The 17,968-nt window shown below is 33.7% G+C and carries 18 protein-coding genes; 3 read left to right on the top strand and 15 right to left on the bottom strand.

Annotation, left to right across the window (positions count from 1 at the left end; all coding sequences use genetic code 11):
• The first annotated feature begins 241 nt into the window (after positions 1–241).
• Positions 242–1,492 carry a hypothetical protein gene (locus tag ACWG0P_RS09830; protein ID WP_455801571.1) on the top strand — a complete coding sequence of 417 codons (1,251 nt, stop codon included), beginning with the start codon at positions 242–244 and terminating at the stop codon, positions 1,490–1,492.
• A gap of 35 nt (positions 1,493–1,527) precedes the next feature.
• Here ACWG0P_RS09830 and ACWG0P_RS09825 read toward each other — a convergent pair whose 3' ends face one another.
• The 7 genes from ACWG0P_RS09825 to ACWG0P_RS09795 all read right to left on the bottom strand — a co-directional run bounded on the left by ACWG0P_RS09825 (position 1,528) and on the right by ACWG0P_RS09795 (position 9,136).
• Positions 1,528–2,466, bottom strand: coding sequence for a 3'-5' exoribonuclease YhaM family protein (locus ACWG0P_RS09825; RefSeq protein ID WP_455801570.1), 939 nt, complete (start codon positions 2,464–2,466; stop codon positions 1,528–1,530).
• Positions 2,447–4,432 carry a glycosyltransferase gene (locus ACWG0P_RS09820; protein WP_455801569.1) on the bottom strand — a complete coding sequence of 662 codons (1,986 nt, stop codon included), beginning with the start codon at positions 4,430–4,432 and terminating at the stop codon, positions 2,447–2,449. The genes ACWG0P_RS09825 and ACWG0P_RS09820 overlap by 20 nt, the downstream gene beginning before the upstream one ends.
• Entirely contained in the window at positions 4,429–5,517 is a 1,089-nt protein-coding gene (locus tag ACWG0P_RS09815) for a lysylphosphatidylglycerol synthase transmembrane domain-containing protein (RefSeq protein WP_455789501.1), read from the bottom strand. Before ACWG0P_RS09815 ends, ACWG0P_RS09820 begins: the two co-directional genes overlap by 4 nt.
• Before the next feature lie 150 nt (positions 5,518–5,667).
• Entirely contained in the window at positions 5,668–6,747 is a 1,080-nt protein-coding gene (locus ACWG0P_RS09810) for a glycosyltransferase family 4 protein (protein ID WP_455801568.1), read from the bottom strand.
• Positions 6,748–6,856: 109 nt separating this feature from the next.
• On the bottom strand, positions 6,857–7,351 hold the full coding sequence (locus ACWG0P_RS09805) for a hypothetical protein (protein WP_455801567.1): 495 nt from the start codon (positions 7,349–7,351) through the stop codon (positions 6,857–6,859).
• Positions 7,352–7,422: 71 nt separating this feature from the next.
• Entirely contained in the window at positions 7,423–8,262 is an 840-nt protein-coding gene (locus ACWG0P_RS09800; protein WP_455801566.1) for an inositol monophosphatase family protein, read from the bottom strand.
• A 49-nt stretch (positions 8,263–8,311) separates the two neighbouring features.
• On the bottom strand, positions 8,312–9,136 hold the full coding sequence (locus ACWG0P_RS09795) for a transporter substrate-binding domain-containing protein (RefSeq protein ID WP_455801565.1): 825 nt from the start codon (positions 9,134–9,136) through the stop codon (positions 8,312–8,314).
• 239 nt (positions 9,137–9,375) lie between these two features.
• Between ACWG0P_RS09795 and ACWG0P_RS09790 the strand changes: the two genes are divergently transcribed.
• Positions 9,376–9,786: a hypothetical protein gene (locus ACWG0P_RS09790; RefSeq protein WP_455801564.1), complete on the top strand. Its 411-nt coding sequence runs from the start codon at positions 9,376–9,378 to the stop codon at positions 9,784–9,786.
• Positions 9,787–9,860: 74 nt separating this feature from the next.
• Here the strand turns inward: ACWG0P_RS09790 and ACWG0P_RS09785 are convergent, their stop codons facing one another.
• Positions 9,861–10,331 carry a VanZ family protein gene (locus tag ACWG0P_RS09785; protein WP_455801563.1) on the bottom strand — a complete coding sequence of 157 codons (471 nt, stop codon included), beginning with the start codon at positions 10,329–10,331 and terminating at the stop codon, positions 9,861–9,863.
• A 44-nt stretch (positions 10,332–10,375) separates the two neighbouring features.
• Positions 10,376–11,689 carry an immunoglobulin-like domain-containing protein gene (locus ACWG0P_RS09780; protein WP_455801562.1) on the bottom strand — a complete coding sequence of 438 codons (1,314 nt, stop codon included), beginning with the start codon at positions 11,687–11,689 and terminating at the stop codon, positions 10,376–10,378.
• 89 nt (positions 11,690–11,778) lie between these two features.
• Here ACWG0P_RS09780 and ACWG0P_RS09775 point away from each other — a divergent pair, with 89 nt between their 5' ends.
• Complete coding sequence (locus tag ACWG0P_RS09775) at positions 11,779–12,972, top strand: acyltransferase family protein (RefSeq protein WP_455801561.1); 1,194 nt, start codon at positions 11,779–11,781, stop codon at positions 12,970–12,972.
• On the opposite strand, the gene ACWG0P_RS09770 is transcribed toward ACWG0P_RS09775, so the two are convergent.
• From ACWG0P_RS09770 to ACWG0P_RS09745, 6 genes are read right to left on the bottom strand one after another with little or no spacing between them, the layout of a single operon-like run.
• On the bottom strand, positions 12,958–13,773 hold the full coding sequence (locus tag ACWG0P_RS09770; RefSeq protein ID WP_455801560.1) for a Cof-type HAD-IIB family hydrolase: 816 nt from the start codon (positions 13,771–13,773) through the stop codon (positions 12,958–12,960). The two genes, ACWG0P_RS09775 and ACWG0P_RS09770, sit on opposite strands and share 15 nt — an antisense overlap.
• Positions 13,770–14,432: a YczE/YyaS/YitT family protein gene (locus ACWG0P_RS09765; protein WP_455801559.1), complete on the bottom strand. Its 663-nt coding sequence runs from the start codon at positions 14,430–14,432 to the stop codon at positions 13,770–13,772. The genes ACWG0P_RS09770 and ACWG0P_RS09765 overlap by 4 nt, the downstream gene beginning before the upstream one ends.
• A gap of 51 nt (positions 14,433–14,483) precedes the next feature.
• Complete coding sequence (locus ACWG0P_RS09760) at positions 14,484–15,905, bottom strand: glycoside hydrolase family 1 protein (protein WP_455801558.1); 1,422 nt, start codon at positions 15,903–15,905, stop codon at positions 14,484–14,486.
• Positions 15,902–16,246 (bottom strand): PTS lactose/cellobiose transporter subunit IIA, encoded by a 345-nt coding sequence (locus ACWG0P_RS09755; RefSeq protein ID WP_455789518.1) that lies wholly within the window; start codon positions 16,244–16,246, stop codon positions 15,902–15,904. The genes ACWG0P_RS09760 and ACWG0P_RS09755 overlap by 4 nt, the downstream gene beginning before the upstream one ends.
• Before the next feature lie 12 nt (positions 16,247–16,258).
• Positions 16,259–17,557, bottom strand: coding sequence for a PTS sugar transporter subunit IIC (locus ACWG0P_RS09750; protein ID WP_455801557.1), 1,299 nt, complete (start codon positions 17,555–17,557; stop codon positions 16,259–16,261).
• A gap of 19 nt (positions 17,558–17,576) precedes the next feature.
• Entirely contained in the window at positions 17,577–17,885 is a 309-nt protein-coding gene (locus ACWG0P_RS09745; RefSeq protein ID WP_455789521.1) for a PTS sugar transporter subunit IIB, read from the bottom strand.
• Positions 17,886–17,968: the final 83 nt, after the last annotated feature.

The raw sequence follows: 17,968 nt of genomic DNA, 5'->3' as shown, positions 1-17,968 counted from the left end.
ATGATATATCTTCTGTTCAACTTCCACCTTGTTCTTGAGTTTTGATAAATGCTTTAAATTTTTCACTAACTTCTTTTTAGGTTTGTCTTTTTTTATACTATCATCACTTTTTGTTTCACACTTCAACACCTCGCTAATAATATAACATGAAACAAATCTTACATCAAAGGAAATAACGAATTTATAGTTTGTCACATTCTGGATATGATATAATAAATAATATTTATAAAGGAGGGAATTCATGTATAAACCTATTCACATAGAAGATGAGATCAAACAACATATATCGATTGTACTAAAATATTACAGGAGTTTTCAAAAAATAAAACAAAGTGATTTCATTCTATATAATAATGCCTCTGTATGTTCAGCCGATACCTATAGTCGTATTGAAAATGGAAAAGTAATCAAACGAAATTCGATCTATACTTATCTTTTATATCAAATTGATGCGACTTATGAATGTTTCCCTTCCTTTTGGAACAATGAACTTCCTAAGTTTCAACAACTCGTTCGTACTTTGACTATGTATCAGATGGAAGACTATCGCAACCTATGCGAACAAATCAAATCTGATTTTCATGGTTCTAAAGACTTTCTCGCAAGAGAAATCTACAGTTTATTAGATATTTCTCTTCAATATTTTGACACACGTGAAATGCTTGAACGTGATATGTTTGAAAAATATAGGGAGATTTATAAAATCTTTCCAAAACCAATACAAGAAATTTTAAAGACAATGTTGTATCAAAATGCTTTCTATCATCAAAGGAATATTCCTTTATGTAAAAAAATATTTTATGAAATGCATATGGAAGAATCTACATCCCCTTTTGTACGCATTGATCAATGCCGTCAATATTTCTTTGAAGAACGTTATTTAGATTCTCATGCCATTGCCTTGCGGTTGGAAGAACTTTTTATTAAAGAAAAGAATTACCAACGCTTATTAGATGTTTATGAAGTTCTATTGTTGTTATATCGCAAAGTCCAAACCAACGATACCATTCGTGTATATTTACTTAAATTCTTTCAATTGATTCAAGAACATTCTGAAAATTTCCATCCTACAAAACAAAAACAAGGTTTACTCATTGCAGGAATCATGCATTATTATCAAAACGATGTAGAAGAAGCGTATGCATGTTTCTCGCATTTAATTACACTTGATAAAGCATATTATCTTCCTGCCGCATTGTTTATGAATATTGTTGTAAAACAAGGTCCATATGAAGGTGCTCAAATGTTAGAACCAATTAAAAACAAAGAAAGTTATCCTTCTTATATTGTTTCTTTCTATCAATACTTTATCGATCGCCATCAAAACTGTACCAATGAATATTTAGAGAATTTACTTGTTAAACAAGTACTTCCTTATTGTAGTCCTTCTGATATGTTGTATTGGGAACCTTTAAAAGAAGAATTATTATCGCTCATAAAAGATACAAAGCATTACTATATTAAAAAGAAATTAATGGAAAATAGCGATTAAAAAGATAGTTCCTAGTGATAAGAACTATCTTTTTATTAGAGCTTTGATTTATAAAAATTTCTATTTTCAAGCGCAAAGACACGCTGTGTGAACTCTCCTGATTCTACTGTTTTTAATGCTTTTTCCATAGTATTCATACGTGCATCAATGTTATCTAATAGATGTAGTATTTCAGCTTCTGGAATCATTGGAAGTACTGGAGAACCATATTCATATACCCCATGATGAGATAAAATCATATGTTTCAATAACGTAACTTCTTCTCCTTCAATACCTAATGTTTTTGCCAAATGATCAAGTTCCGCTTGCATCATAGAAATATGCCCAAGTAGTTTTCCCTCAGTCGTATATTCTGTAATGATTGCCCCACTTAATTCATGAAGTTTTCCAATATCATGTAGGAAGACTCCACCATACAACACATCTTGATGTAACAATGGATATTGGCTACATACTTGTTTTGCCAAATCCAACATCCCTAACACATGAGTCGCTAATCCTCCAACAAAATCGTGATGATTTTTTGTAGCGGCAGGATACTCGTAAAAATCTTTTTCATATTTCTTAATTGTTTCTTGTACTAGTGTTTTGATCTTTTCGTTTTGAATTGCATCTAGATACGCTTGTACACGTGTTACTAGTTCGTCTTTAGGAACTGGTCCTTCTTGTGCGTATTCTTTTATATCTTGTGTATCTTGTTCAAGAATATCTGCTTTTTGTACACGGAACTGTAATTGTTTTTGATGAGAGATAACATCTCCCTCAACTTCCACAATGAGTCCTTGCTTATAACTGTATAAAATTTCTTCACTCACGTTCCAATACTTCGCATCGATTGTGCCTGTATTGTCTTGCATAGTAAAGGATAAATAAGGTGCTCCTTTATTGGTAACTCCACGTCCTACATGAATGAGTAGAACACTGACTTTGCCTTTGAATCCATCTTGTAATTCATTAATTTTCATTGTGCTCATTCCACTCCATTTCATCTAATTTACTATTGATAGCTGCTGTATTAAATCCTTTACGCATACAATGTGCTAATATACGTCCACGCAATTCTCTACCCGCATATTTGCGCATATAGCTTCGCATTGCTTTTTGGATTGTCTTATCCAAAGCTTCACTATCGTCTTCTTCATCCAATCGTAAGGTATCTCCTGTCGTCTTCGCTATATCACTATCGAATCCTAAGTTAATAAGCTTTTGAATGATGGTTTGTTTTTTCATTTTACTGGATTTGTCTTTGATTGTCATTAACAATTTCTCTGCCATTTTCACAGCCTTTTCACGTTCTTCCTCATCCCCAAAATCCGCAAGTGCTTGATCTACTTCCTCCGCAGAAATACCCTTGTTGATTAAGGTACGACGAATATTTCCCTTACCAGTTAGTGAATACTGCATCTTTTCTATTTTTTGGCTCATATATAGAGTATCGTTGATATATCCTTTTTCTTCTAATTCATGAAGGATTTTATCTTTATCTTCTTCACTCAAGCTTGGATATTTATAGAAGTATTGTTTCATTTCCTTACGTGTATAATCACGCATTCGAAGTCTTCGTATCGCACCACGATACGCTTCCAATAAGATTTCTTTTTGTTCAAACAAAGAAACAGTCATACGATCCAACATTGTATGAACGCGAATCTTATATAAGAAGTAATCATCCAAATCAATTAAAATCTTCTTAGGTTCATCTTCTTTTTCATTCATAACATAAATACGAACATAATCATCCAATGCTTTGACTTTAATAACTTCATACGCATCCTGAAAATCATCAATTGCTTGATAATATACACTGATTACTTTTGAATAAAATACCTTAGAATCATACTTTGCAATTTTTGAAATTGCTCGTCCATGAAAAGCAAGTTGTTCTTCTTTTGGTAACTTCATAAAGTCCATAAGTTTTTTCGCAAATTCTTGTGGTGATTGAAATAAGAACCCACTATCATTTTCAACCACAAGGTCTTTTAGTACATCATCTGGTCGTGCAAAGACTGGAAGCCCACATGCCAAAGATTCAATATAGGTCATTCCCTGCGTTTCTGTTAAAGATGCCGAAACAAAACAATCTGCACATGCATAATATGCAGGTACTTCTTCTGATAATACTTTATCTGTAAAGATGACTTGTTTTTCTAAGTGATATTTCTTTACCATACCCTTTAAATCTTCTAATTGTGGTCCACCACCAACAATGAATAGTTTAATCTTAGGGTCATCTACATAACGAAATCCTTCAATTGGAATATCAATGCTTTTTTCTTGTGCAATTCTTCCTACAAAGGTGATAACTTTATCATCTTCCGCAATACCATAGCTTTCACGAATCTTTTTTACTTTTTCCATATCAATACGATCTGGATTAAATTTATCAAAATTCAATCCTGTTGGTATTACATAAATAGGTGTTTTCACCCCATATTTCAATAATGTTTCTTTTGTTTTCTCACTAGGAGAAATAACCGCTTGTACATTATCTGAAATCGCACGAGAAAATGTAGAAACTACTTTTTTAGATACTTGATCTACACCTTCAAATTCAAAGCGATTGATATAGTGCGTGTAGTCTTCATACATCGTATGGTAAGTTGATACCACAGGTATATTGAGGTATTTCGCAACGATTCTTGCGAACATCCCTACCCCAAATTCCGTATGCACATGAATCACATCCAAATGCATTTTTCGCACTTCTTCTTTCGCTGAGATATGATATGGAGTAGAAAGCTTATACCCATATAACCATTTTAATTCTAAACCTGGCAAACGTAAAACATTACCTTCTCGTTTCGTGGATAATGCTTTATGATTACATATCACATACACAGTATGTCCATTTTTTTCTAATTCATTTTGTAATGTCACAATGGAGGATACAACCCCATTGATATCTGGTGAATACGTATCTGTAAAAATCCCTATCTTCATGACAACACCTCCTGCTCTGTAATGTCATCATCTAGTTCCTCTGTTTCTGTTCTATATTTTTCATTATTATATTTATGCTTTAAATAGATAAACACACCAGCACCTACAAGCATGACAACATGATAGGTAGAAAAACGCCACAAGATCATAATACCACTTGCACTTGCATAACTTCCTACAAGATAGATAAATAATTTCGTAAAGACAAGTTCTGTTCCTCCACTTGCTCCTGGAATCGGTATAAAGGCATTCACCATCAAGACAAAGCTAGATAAAGCTAGACAGTCTACAAACTTATCCCATCCTATGGTAACTCCAATCGCATTGGCAATAAAGAATGGCAATACAAATTGTATCGTCATACGAATCACATTTAAAACCACAGTCTTAATAATCATTTTTTTCTCATGCCGCATTTTCTTTATCTCAGTTGTAAAACCTTCTACTTGAATGGTCCAAGTAGACAAAGTCTTTTCTTTATTTTTTACAATATGCAATTTCACTAACAATTCTACTACGATCTGACTTAAGCGCACATATAACTTAGGAAATAACGCCATTGTCCAAAGAATCGCAATGACAAACACATTCACAACATACCCAAAAAGAATACCTAAAAACCAACTACCAATAATATCCATATAATGGCTATAACGAAGTGCAAATAATATGGTCACATAAATCATCATTGTAGTTTGATAAACAATAAAATCCGCCCATAAGATTGAAGCACCATCACTATACTTTATTCCTTGTTTCTTAAAAATATACGCTTGAGCAAATTGTCCCCCAGTAGCACTAGGTGTAATTCCGCTAAAAAAGATTCCTACCAATCCATTTTGAAATCCTTGTAGATATGTATATTTTTTCCTATTACGTCTGGCAAATACAGTAAGTATCATTCCTATCACCCATGCATAGAGAATCCCCCAACATAAGATGATGGCAAGCCAGTACCATTTTAAATTTGCTATCAAAGCCATTACACTGTGATAATTATCCTTTAGTGCAAACCAAAGAACCAATACGGTAAACCCAAGTATAATGAGCAAATTGAGAGCATAACTTCGAAAAGAATTTTTCATTATGGCACTCCTCATATATATAATCCTATAAAATGACTATATTTCGTTTTCTAACGTAGTTATTATATCACATTCCCAATAGTAAGAAAATGACAATAGTGTAAGCTTTACGAAATCCCCTCGTAAGAGAAAGAACCTCTCACGAGGTTCTTATTTTTTCTTTTCTTTAGGTTTGCGTTTCTTTGCTTGAATCACGCCATCTTCTTGTTCTTCATATACCTTTGTATAGAAATCCTTCCAAATTTGCAATACATTTTCTTTACAATAGAATTCACTGATTTCCTTAGAACGTATTTGACATGCTTCATAACTCTTTTTATCGTTATACAATTTTTCAATTTCTTGTGCGAAGGTATCGTTATCATCTCCACGCTCATACTTTTCAAATAAAATATCACGATATAAATCAAGATCACGTAACACAAGTGGAATATGTAAGTTTACAGCTTCTAAGATTGCCATTGGAAACAATTCATTATAAGAAGGCATAAACAATACATCTGACATGTTATACATATCGTTCATTTCACTTCTTGGTACAATCCCAGTAAACTTCACATTTGCTGGTGGGTTTTCTACCACTTCACTTAATTCTTCATATCCATCTGTTATCTTTCCAAAGGAGAATCCTCCACACCAAACAAATTGCACTTCAGGAAGTTTCTTCGCAACCTCGATAAAATCCAATACTCCTTTACGCATTTGAACTTGTCCCACACCAATGACCACAAAGGCATCTGAATCAATTTCATACTTCTTACGCAATACATCGCACGCTTCTTTTGGTTTTGGATAAAACTCTTCTTTAGATACATAGTTTGGAATATACACCATTTTATCTCTTGAAATTCCATATTTTTCTAATTCATCCATAAATGTAGGATTTACTACGATTAAGTAATCCGCAGATTTATAAAAACTGATAACATATTTCTTAAAGACAGAAAAAGCTATTTTTGGTAACTGAATACTTCCATCTAATGTATCAGGTAAAAAATGCACGTAACAAACCACTGCATTTTTACTACTTTTCATTTTGATATAGTTCTGTGGATCTACTGTATGCGTATGGATGATATCTGCTTTTTTTATACTATTGATACGTACATCAAACATCTCAGGAGCTCCCTCACTCACAAGTTTGACCTGTTCAAGATAGGCACTACCAACACCCTGTCCCTCAATTTTGTCTGCACTTGATAACATATTGATGGTAATTTTCTTATTCAATTCGATCCCTCCGTTTTTCATGCTTTTTATTCTTTGTGTAAAACACTTATGTAATTATAGCATAACTTACTTAACTAGCATACCCAGATTTCCTTCTATTACAAAATTGTTAGTGATCTTTATATATTTCGTAATGAAAAATAAGCGCTAAATGTAACATCGCTTTGTGTAATTTTCGATGATATGTACTCTCCACAATGCCACCTAATTCTTTCATGACTTGTTGTTTACTACGCTGCCTTACATAAACATCGAAAAGCAGTTCTCGCTCACTCTTCTTCATCTGCGCAATTCCCTCTAACAAAATATATGCTTGTAAGTCTCTTTTCTGTAGTTGTTCTTTATGTTTTTGTTGCCTATGCATAGCTTGTAATACAACATTCTCTCGCTCATGATTGCTAGCATTTCGATCAATCTGTACAACACTCTTCGTATATTGTAAATAATCTCCAATTTCATCCTCAATGCGCAAGGTACTATCATACTCTCCATATAGAATACTTTGCAAACGAACTCCTGCACTGTAATATCGCAAATACTCTAATCTTTGTTTCATATCCTTTACTGTTGCTTTTTCATCGATGTATGTTTTTATACTTTCCATAGTGCCTCCTATTAAACCCTTACACTATGTATATACGAGATAAAATTCAAAAATCCTAAAAAAAAGAGAAATTATTTAAAAATTTTCTCTTTTTCATAAATGGAAAACACAATTTCCTTCTGTCTGCCATGACTTTTCCACACCGCATCTTCTCCTAAATACGTATAATAATGCCCATATTTCATCTTTCCAAGAATCGCTCCCATAAGGATATCTCGAATATTTCTAGTGTCTGAAAAATAAGCAAGTGCTTCTCCTCTCATACATTTATAAATTGCATCTGGACATCCCAAACATTGTTCTTGATCATCCACGACGGTATATCCTTGTTCTATAAGATGTTGTACAATATCTTTTGAAAGACGGCTATTCTTATAGATTATAGATGGAGTATGCTCATTGGGGATATAATTGAGTTCTTCCCCATCGTTGATATCCATACATGATACTTTTTTATAAAACAAAGTTCCCACTCCATCACAATAACTATACATCTCATCTCTAGCAGGAAAATACACGAGCGCAACTTTCATATCTTGATTCTGTAGGATAGCACTACAAATCGAATAGGTATCCCTTTGTTGTAAGTAATCAAGTGTTCCATCGATTGGATCTAATACAAGGGTCATTGCATAATCTTGTTTCGTAAATAGTTGAATACTTTCTGTATCCTCTTCTACATCTAAGGTAAGGATATCTTTGTATTTTGGCAACAAGGAAGTAAGGATCATTTCTTGTACGATTTCATCTGCTTTTGTTTTTGCTTCACGCATTGCCTTATGATGCGCATCTTCCCCTTCTAATGAGTCCACTTTCTTACCTTCATTCAAAATCCCTTGTTGCATCATCTTTGCAACAACTCCTGCTTGTTTACTTACTAGAAACAAACGTTCATATAGTTCTTGATACATAGTTTCCCTACTTTCTTCATATTAAGAAAAGACAATCCAAAGGGATCGTCTATTTCAAGAATGCTGGTGCAGCATTGTTTGCGATATTCATATATTCTTCTTTTGTTTCTTTTTTAAGTTTTTTAAGGAATGATTCTACTCCTTTATAAAGTTCACTATCTTTGCTATCTTCTTCCATTGCCATAACCAAAGACTTACTAACTTTAAATCCTTTTTTCAAGGATACGATACTTACATCACTATTTTGTTTTGCAACAAGTGCAGCAGTAGCATTATCTAAAACGATTGCATCTGTTTTCTTATCTTTTAATGCTTTTAAAAGCTCTGCTGTATTGGCTTTAGGTTCTTGATGTTTTACATCCTTAATTTGATCAATGACACGATCACTTGCCATACCAGCTTGTGCACTTACGTTTAATTTTTTAAACTGTTTAATATCCGTAAAGGTTGCACTTTTATCATCCTTACGCACAACTATGGATACACCAGATTCACCATAAGCAGAAGAGTATGTAACGTTATCATTTTCATCTTCTTTTAATACTCCACTAATAACGATATCTACCTCACCTGAATCTAGTGCTTCTTCAAACTTTGCACTGCTCATCTTTTTAATAACCAGTTCTTTCTTTAAAGATTTTGCTAAATCTCTAGCAACTAGTACATCATAACCACTTGCAAAATAAGATTTCCCAAATGCTATCGTATTGTCATTTTGTGTTTCGGATAGATAATTGTAAGGCGCACTTTCCGTATCCATTGCGACAATCAATTGTTCTTTTCCTGTATTTTCGCTGATGTTTGGTTCTTCATCACTACCACATCCTGTTAGTAACAATGTACATGCAAACATAACTGCTAATAGTTTTTTCATATATACCTCATTCCTATACTCACAGTTTTGAGTATTTTTTCATTTTATAGTACAACAAAGAGAATGTCAAATTTTCACATAAATTCCCTTATTTATCATTTATTTACTTTGTATTATAACCCCATAAAACCTTCAATAATCCCACCATTCTTAGTTAATATGAAAAATTTCAAAAAAATTACCGCACAAGATAATCTTATGCTACTATGTAGAAAATAGATGATAAAAAGGAGAACATCATGGAAAAAGCAATGAATTTTAGTGAAGTTATTGATGCGTCAATAGAAAGTGTTTGGGAAGTTTTACATAAACCTGCACATATTGTAACGGAAGGATTTTCAAAACTTCGTATAGAAGATGATTTACATTGGGTTCAAAGAGAGGGTGAAGTTGATACAAACTGTACTGCTACATTACACGAAGATACATATACAGTACATGTTGTAACACAAAATACAAAATATGATAGTGAAAAAACGGATATTACACTACGTCTTGAAGAAGTAGATGGAAAATGCAAAGTAAATGTTCATTATGTAGTAGATACAACCGCCCTTTTGAATATGTTAGTGTTCAAAACTATGGGTGAAAAATTAGAACATCACGCAAGCAATGTAATTATTAAAAACATCAAAAAAGCGGTACGTTAAGGTTAAACATTAGAGTAAACAAAAAAAGTGGAAAATCCACTTTTTTTGTTTAAGAACATATAACATCACAATTTCTAAAGTTGCTTTATCTTGCGTCTCTCTTTATATTTTATGAGTACTTTATAATATATTTGTAAAAGCATAAAGCCAAGTGTTCCACCAAAGGTATCGATCAACACATCCTTAAATTGTCCACTTCTGCCTTTCACAAAAAGCTGATGAAATTCATCTGTCGAAGCATATAGGAAAACTGCCACGATTGCATATACACCATAATGTTGTACATTTATCTCTTTAAAATATAGGGCAAATAAGATTGCTAAGACTGCATATTCACTCATATGCGCAAGTTTTCGTACAATGAAGCTTGCCACATCAAATAGCCATCCACCATTTTCCACAAGATTTATATTGAAGATGCGATCTATTAGTTCAATTAGTTTATTGCTCATTCCTTGGGAATCATCCGCAACTTGAGCAGAGAACCAAAATATAACGGCCATCCAAATAAAACACAGAATTAGATAAATATGTTTTCTTTTCATATAATCACTCCTGTGCTTCATTATATATAATATTGAGTGTTTTGTCAGTTATTATTTTTATTGGTATTTGAAATTGTATCAACTGTTTTAAATGTATACCCTAAATCTTTCATATTTTTAATGAATGTATCCATAGCTTCATAGTTCCCTTTATTGCTTGGATGCAACAAATAAATGGCTCCATTATGATAATGATCCATCATAGTCTTTAATGCCTCTTCCCCACTTACATCACTTGCATAATCATAATATGCATGACTCCAGTTATACGTACGATAACCTAAATCACTCACCATCTTCATTGCACGTTCGCTGCTTCCACCTTTTGGAAAACGAAATACTTTCACCATAGGTTTTCCTGTTACTTGCATATAGGTCTTTTCTGTTTCTGTTATTTCCTTCACAAACTTATCTACACCACTCGCATTTGCAAGTGTCGTCATATCATAATGATGCCACGTATGATTACCTATTAGATTTCCATCTTTGACAAGTTCTCTCATAAATTCTGGATTATCTCGAATATAATTCAAGGTTAAGAAGTACGTTGCCTGTACATCATTTTTCTTTAGTACTTCGGCAATTTCTTTGATATAGGTAATATCATTGCCTCCTTCATCAAAAGTTAAATAAATCACTTTCTCATCAGGTCCTTGAAAGAAGGTATTATATTTCAATAGAAATTGTTCATCTTGTGCCGCAGTGGTTCTTTTGTGATCTTTTGATTTGCGAAACCACCACTCTTCCATTTTATTATCATAAGTATCATGATTATAATAAAGTTTCACACTTGTAGGATCATCACATACTTGTACCTTACGAACAGCTTTCCCAACATTTCCACTACTATCTTTTACCTCATATTCAATCTTATAAGTGCCTTTTTTCTTGTTGTTCACATGATTTTTTATCGTTACTTTTTCTTGCAGTTGTTGATCATAATTATCCTTCACTTCATACCCTGCTTCTTGAAATTCACCATTCATAAATATACGTACAGTATTGTCTCCCTTTAGATGAATTTTTGGAGGCGCTGTGTCCACGACACGAACTTCACGTGTTACTTTTTTTTGATGTTCCTTTGATTCATAAGTAATTTCATATGTTCCAAGTTTGCGTGTGTTTAACGTGCTATTTACTTGTATATCATCACTATAGTCTGTTAAATGATAACGTGCCTTTACACCAGGATCTACAAAGGCAGTGTTTACTTCTATCTCCATTTGTTGTTTACCCTCAAGTTTTAGTAACGGTACAAACAATCCACTAAAACATAGAATTTTTATAAGCAGCGCAAATACAAAAACACCCACACATCCAACAAGAACATATATCCCTAAACGACAACGTTTACTCACAGCGTTCACCTCTCATTTCAATCTATGCCCTTCCTCTATAGAAAATGCTATGAGTATGTTATAATATTGGATATAAAGGTGTGACGAACGTGAAAAAATACTTATTTATTACAACTCCTATCATCATAGCGCTTCTCTTGTTATTGCGTTATTTCAATGTATTACAAGGCATATATGCAGAACCCGTCTTCATTTTATTGGTCGCATTGATATTGTCGATTGCATTTGCATATGTAGAGAGAAACGCCCAACATAATGCAGATGAAAAAGAAGTACATTATGATAATCTAGATATTACTAGATTTGCCTTGTCTATCGTTGTTGTACTAGTACATATGAGACCATTCCTTGGTTATAATGATCATTTAGATTTAGCATTTAATTACATCGTTGGAAGAATTTGTGTACCTCTGTTCTTTATTACTTCTGGTTATTTCGCCGCAAAAAAAGAACAGGAACGCCCTGGGTATATACGAAACTATATCAAAGGATCCTTAAAGTTCTATCTTGTTTGGAGTATTATTTATCTGCCATTTGGAATAGAAGCGTTAGAAACGCTAAACATACAATTACCTCCTGCAGCATTCCCTTTAGCTATCCTTGTGGGATTCTTCTATACTGGCACCTTTTATCACCTTTGGTACTTTCCTGCACTGTTACTCGCGATGATTGTCTTAAGAGGATGGATGAAGCGTTTCCCTATGAAACCATTATTGGTAATTTCGTTCCTTCTCTTACTCTTAGGTGCGACGGAAACTTACTTTGGTTTTCTACCTGATCAGTTACAACACTTTCTATCTACATATTACTTCCAGATTTTCTATACAACCCGCAATTTCTTATTCTTTGGTTTGTTTTATGTTGCGCTTGGATATTACATCGGCACAAAAGAAAAAACCTATGTATCCTATGCTTTTTTAAAGCTCTTGTTGTGTTGTGTATTGTTAGTGGCAGAAGCCTTAATTCTACAAACCATCGATCGTTTAGATAGTAATATTTTATTATCTTGTATCCCTTTGGTGTATTATCTCTTTATTACTCTCATTCACACAAAGCCATTCTTTAAAACAAAGAAAACGATTCCATATCGTGAATACTATAAGTATTATTATTTAGTACATCCTTTTGTAATATATTTTGCGACTATAGTATTCTTGCATTTCGATCGTTTTGAAGGTCATTATTGGATACAGATTGTCATTGTATTAACGAGTGTTCATCTATTATCTAAAGCGATCTTGATGTTAAAAAAGAAGTATCCCAGGGCTTTACGCCATCTGTGATACTTTTTCTTTTATATATTGAGCTACTCCATCATCTTCACAGGTTCCACAAATTTCATACGCCTCTTTTTTTATCTCATCGCATGCATTATGTACTGCGATGGTATATGGAAATTCTTGAAAGACTTCTAAATCATTATTGCTGTCTCCAAAATATAATAAATCTTCCTCTGTTAGGTGTTGGTAAGATAGCACTCTTTGAAGCATAGAGGCTTTATTTACACCCTTTGCGGTTATCTCAATATTATACGGCAAAGAAGAGGATACTTGCAAATGTTCAAACATGTGTAATTCATCCTTCACTTGTCTAATAAATGCTATATTTACACACATGGTTTCCATTTTTAAAATAGGTTCATGTATTTGTGTATAGCTATCCACAATATGAACAGGTTCCATGAAATACTCTCCCTGATAATCTGGATGATAATATGCTTTTACACAGTCCATCATACCTTGCAATTCTCCACTTCCATAAATTCCACGAGAGGTGAAGTAAAGACACGATAAATGATGGTTTACTATGGTTTCTTCTATGTTCTTTATATATTCATCTTGCATCGGATATGATAAAATCTCATTTCCAAGAGCATCTACGTATAAAGCTCCGTTTAATAATATGGCTGGTACCTTTATATCTGTTGGAAAGGCACTTCGAAAATCCATATAGCTTCTTCCTGTACAAACTAGAAACAATATCTGTTTCTCTTCGAGTTCTTTTAACATCTCTCTTGTTTTCATACTCATGGTATTGTCTTCTAATAAAAGAGTGCCATCTAAATCACTTGCTATACATTTCATTTTAATAGTTCCTTTCTTTCAAAGAGGGAACGATACATCTTCGAATTGTTCTTGTATTGCACAACGCGTTTATATAACCATCTTGTTGTTATCCCCGTAAGACATGCAGATAATACGGTTCCAATACCGATGACTCCACCTAATAAGAAACCACAGAGAAAGAATACAATATCCAATGAAGTTCTTATCCATACATAAGATAATTTAAAACGTACAACAAAGAAATAGATAACCGCGTCCACCATATTCATCCCACGTTCTACAGTTTGAAAGATCGCATAGGACATGCCAAAACTTAACTGTGCAAGAATGATACATAAAAATCGTATGATGAAAGATTGTTCACTAAGATTCATAGAGATAATAAACACGTTGAAAAAATCAATCGCAAACCCTATTAACAAAGTATATAAAATTGAAGGCCAACCGATATAACGTCGATTTACCAACAATGCAAAAAATAAAAAGAAAATTGAAAATAATTGATCTGCTCTTCCTAAGGAAATATTTAACGTACGATGTAATCCATCCACAAATACATCAATGGTATCACTTCCTAACCCTACCTCTACAAACAACGCAACCCCAATCGCACATATACAAGTAGAAAATAGTGTTTCTACTACAATTACAGCATTTTTCTGAATCGTTTTCTTCATACAACCCCTTTCCAAAAAAGGGGAAGCTTTCGCTACACCCTTTTCTAATCATTATAATTGTTCACCATTTGTTTTGATGACTTCTTGATACCAATAGAAGGAATCTTTACGTAAGCGTTTCTTTGTGCCATTTCCACGATCATCGATATCTACATAAATGTATCCATAACGTTTACTCATTTCGCCTTGTGAACAACTGATGATATCAATTGGACCCCAAGATGCATAACCAAATACATTTACACCATCTTTAATAGCTTCTTTCATAGCGCGTATATTTCCTTCTAAATAGGAAATACGATAATCATCATGTACTTTACCATCCACAACTTCATCAATTGCGCCTAGTCCATTTTCCGCAATAAACATAGGCACATGGTAGCGATCCCAATACTGATTCAAAGAATTACGGAATCCAAGAGGATCAATTGCCCATCCCCAAATGGATTTTTCTAAATAAGGATTGGGTTGTGGTTCTTTCATACCCGCTTTTGTTGTGCGTGTAAAATAGTAAGAGAAGGATAAATAATCCGCTGTGTTTTCTTTTAACAGTTTCATATCTTCTTCTTTCATTTCGAAATCAATTTGATTCTCGTTAAAGAAACGTAACGCATACTCTGGATAATATCCTCTTAATAAAACATCACTATAGAAATATACACCCATTTGATTTGCTTGTGTTGCTGCGAATACATCCTTTGGATCACAACTTGCTGGATAGCTTGTATCATCCCCTGTCATCAATCCGATTTGTAGATTAGGATTGATTTCATGCGCGATTTTTGTAGCCATTGCACTTGCGATAAATTGATGATGAACACCTAGATATACATCACTCAAAGTATATCCCTCCATAAGTCCAAGAGAGGAGAATTCTCCCCATCCACCAAGGGAATTGATTTGATTGAATACAATCCAATATTTTACTTTGGATTGATATCGTTTAAATAGTACTTCGCAATATTTTACAAAGCATTCCATTACATAACGACTTTTGAATCCGTTATATTTCGTAACTAAATTCACTGGTATTTCATAATGAGAAATGGTCATAACTGGTTCTATACCAAGTGAAATCATTTCATCTAACAAATCATCATAGAATTGTAGACCTGCTTCATTGGGTTGTGTTTCTTCTCCTGTTGGAAAAATGCGTGTCCAGTTGAAGGAAGTGCGGAAACACTTGAAACCCATTTCTTTCATAAGAGCCAAATCTTCTTTGTATGTATGATAGAAATCAATTGCGCTTCTTCTAGGATAGTATCCTACACTATCTTGTAGTGCTTCATCTATTTCTTCTTTGCTATGTTTAAAGCCTACAATACTTGTACGACTATATTCTTCAGGTAAAATTTCGATATCTGCGATAGATGGACCTTTTCCATCTTCATTCCATGCACCTTCTGCTTGATTTGCCGCAATGGCCCCTCCCCATAAGAAATCCTTAGGGAAGCCGGTTGGAGTTTTTATCATAATTTGCCCACCTTTTCTTCTATTTTACGAATCATACGAATGATATGATTGGTCATATTCACTTCTGAATTGATGGTCATTAAGGTATCTTGTGCATGTGTAAAGAGTAAGGTTGTTTGTAGTTCCTCATCTTCTATCGTACTTTGAATCATATCCGTTTGTACTTTATGCGCAATCGTGATTTCATCTTTTGCTTCTTTTAGTTTCGCATTCACAGCATTTACATCAACGCCATCTTCTGTATCATGTACTGCCTCATTTAATAAATTTCGACAGTTGCCGGCATGCAGAATCATCTGCATTGCCGCACTGTTTAGTTCTTCTGGTGTTACTTTTTTCATAGGAATTCCCCCTTATACACTTTCTTCTATTTCTTCTCTATGTGCTGCTTTCTTCGCAGCTAGTTTTTCTTTCTTTTCTTGTTCAGCTCTTTCTTCTTCACAAACTTGCTTGTCGTAAATTTTGAAGAATGGATAATAGATTACCCATGAAATCGCGAAGATTACCATAACAAGAATTGCTCCATTTAATGATTTTGTGACCATGTATCCAACAATTGGACTAGGTAAATACCAAAATCCAAATGTTTCTGCAGGAATTGGAGCCCAACCCCATGCTAAAGCCGCGTAAACTATCATTGGTGAGATTAATCCAATAATCCACATAGGAATCATTAACAACGGGTTAAAGGCAACTGGTGCACCGAAAATCAATGGTTCGTTGATATTACATAAAGAAGGTACAAATGTTGATTTTCCAATCACTCGTAATTTCTTTGATTTCGCAAGCACTAATAACATAACCGCAAGTGCTAAGGTAGTACCACCACCTCCAAGTAGGAATAAATTGGTAGTTTCACTTGTATGGATGAAGGTAGGTGCATTTCCTGCCGCAACTGCAGCCATGTTATCACCCATTCCTTGTAAACAAATTGCGGATGTAATTGGATAGATTACCCATGTAGAAATACCAAAGGTATATAAGAATGCATATCCAATGAAGTTTAGTAATACAAATCCCCAGAAGGATTGTCCAATAGAAATAAATGGTGTGAATACTTCATAGATTACATCGAAGATACTAATCTTTAATGTGAATGTGAAGATAAATCCAATGACAAGACAGATTGTAATAGGAATCAACGTATCAAACCATACGGTAATAAAGTCTGGTAATGCACTATCTTCTTTAAAGAAAGAATGTTTTGCGAATTGATTCATTACAGCTCCAACAAATAGACCCGCTACAAGGGAAGCAATCATACCTCCAGTACCTAAGTTTGAGAATACAATTTGGATATTCCCAGCATCATCGAAGGTAGGATACACAATCATTAAGAAGAAGGCAATTCCTGCCATACCTGCTTGTTTTGCTGTTTTCTTGTGTTTTTTCTTTTCCATAATGGTAGATGGAATTAAGTATGCCAAGAAGATGGAAAGTAGTCCAAATGAGAAACTACTCAACATCGAAATATCTGGCATTTGTGGTACAAAGTCTCTAATAATATTAAATACAGTCGCAAAGGAACCAATTAAGATAAGTGGCATTGCCGCAAGAATTGATTCTTGTACAGAGGCAAGCCATGGGTTTCTTGCAATTTTGTTCATCTTTGGCGCAAATACATCTGTCATCCAATTCATAAATGATTTCATAAAATTTCTCCTCTTTTATTTAAATGTCTAGTTCTTTTCTGATAGAGTTTAATACAGCCGCTCCATCCAATGATCCATAAGCATTTTCATCAATGATTCTTACTGGAACATCATAAGGATCTGCAATTTCCTCTAGGTCATGAAGCATATACTTTAAATGTGGTCCTACCAATAATAGATCGATTTCCTCAATATAATCTTCTACTTCAGAATCACTTCGTGCTTTCACACCTATTTCAAATCCTTCGTTTTTTGCGGCAACGCGGATATTTTTTGCCATAAAGCCACTGGAAGCACCAGTTCCGCATACTAATAAAATGTTTTTCATATTCTAATCTCTCCTTTTTGTGAAATTTTTCGTGAAATTCATTACGATTGATGATAAACTATATTTGAGATATATCTACTTAC

The organism is Amedibacillus sp. YH-ame6 (genome assembly GCF_053848845.1).
The sequence above is the reverse complement of the archived record's forward strand: the minus strand, read 5'-3'. Positions and strand labels throughout refer to the sequence as shown.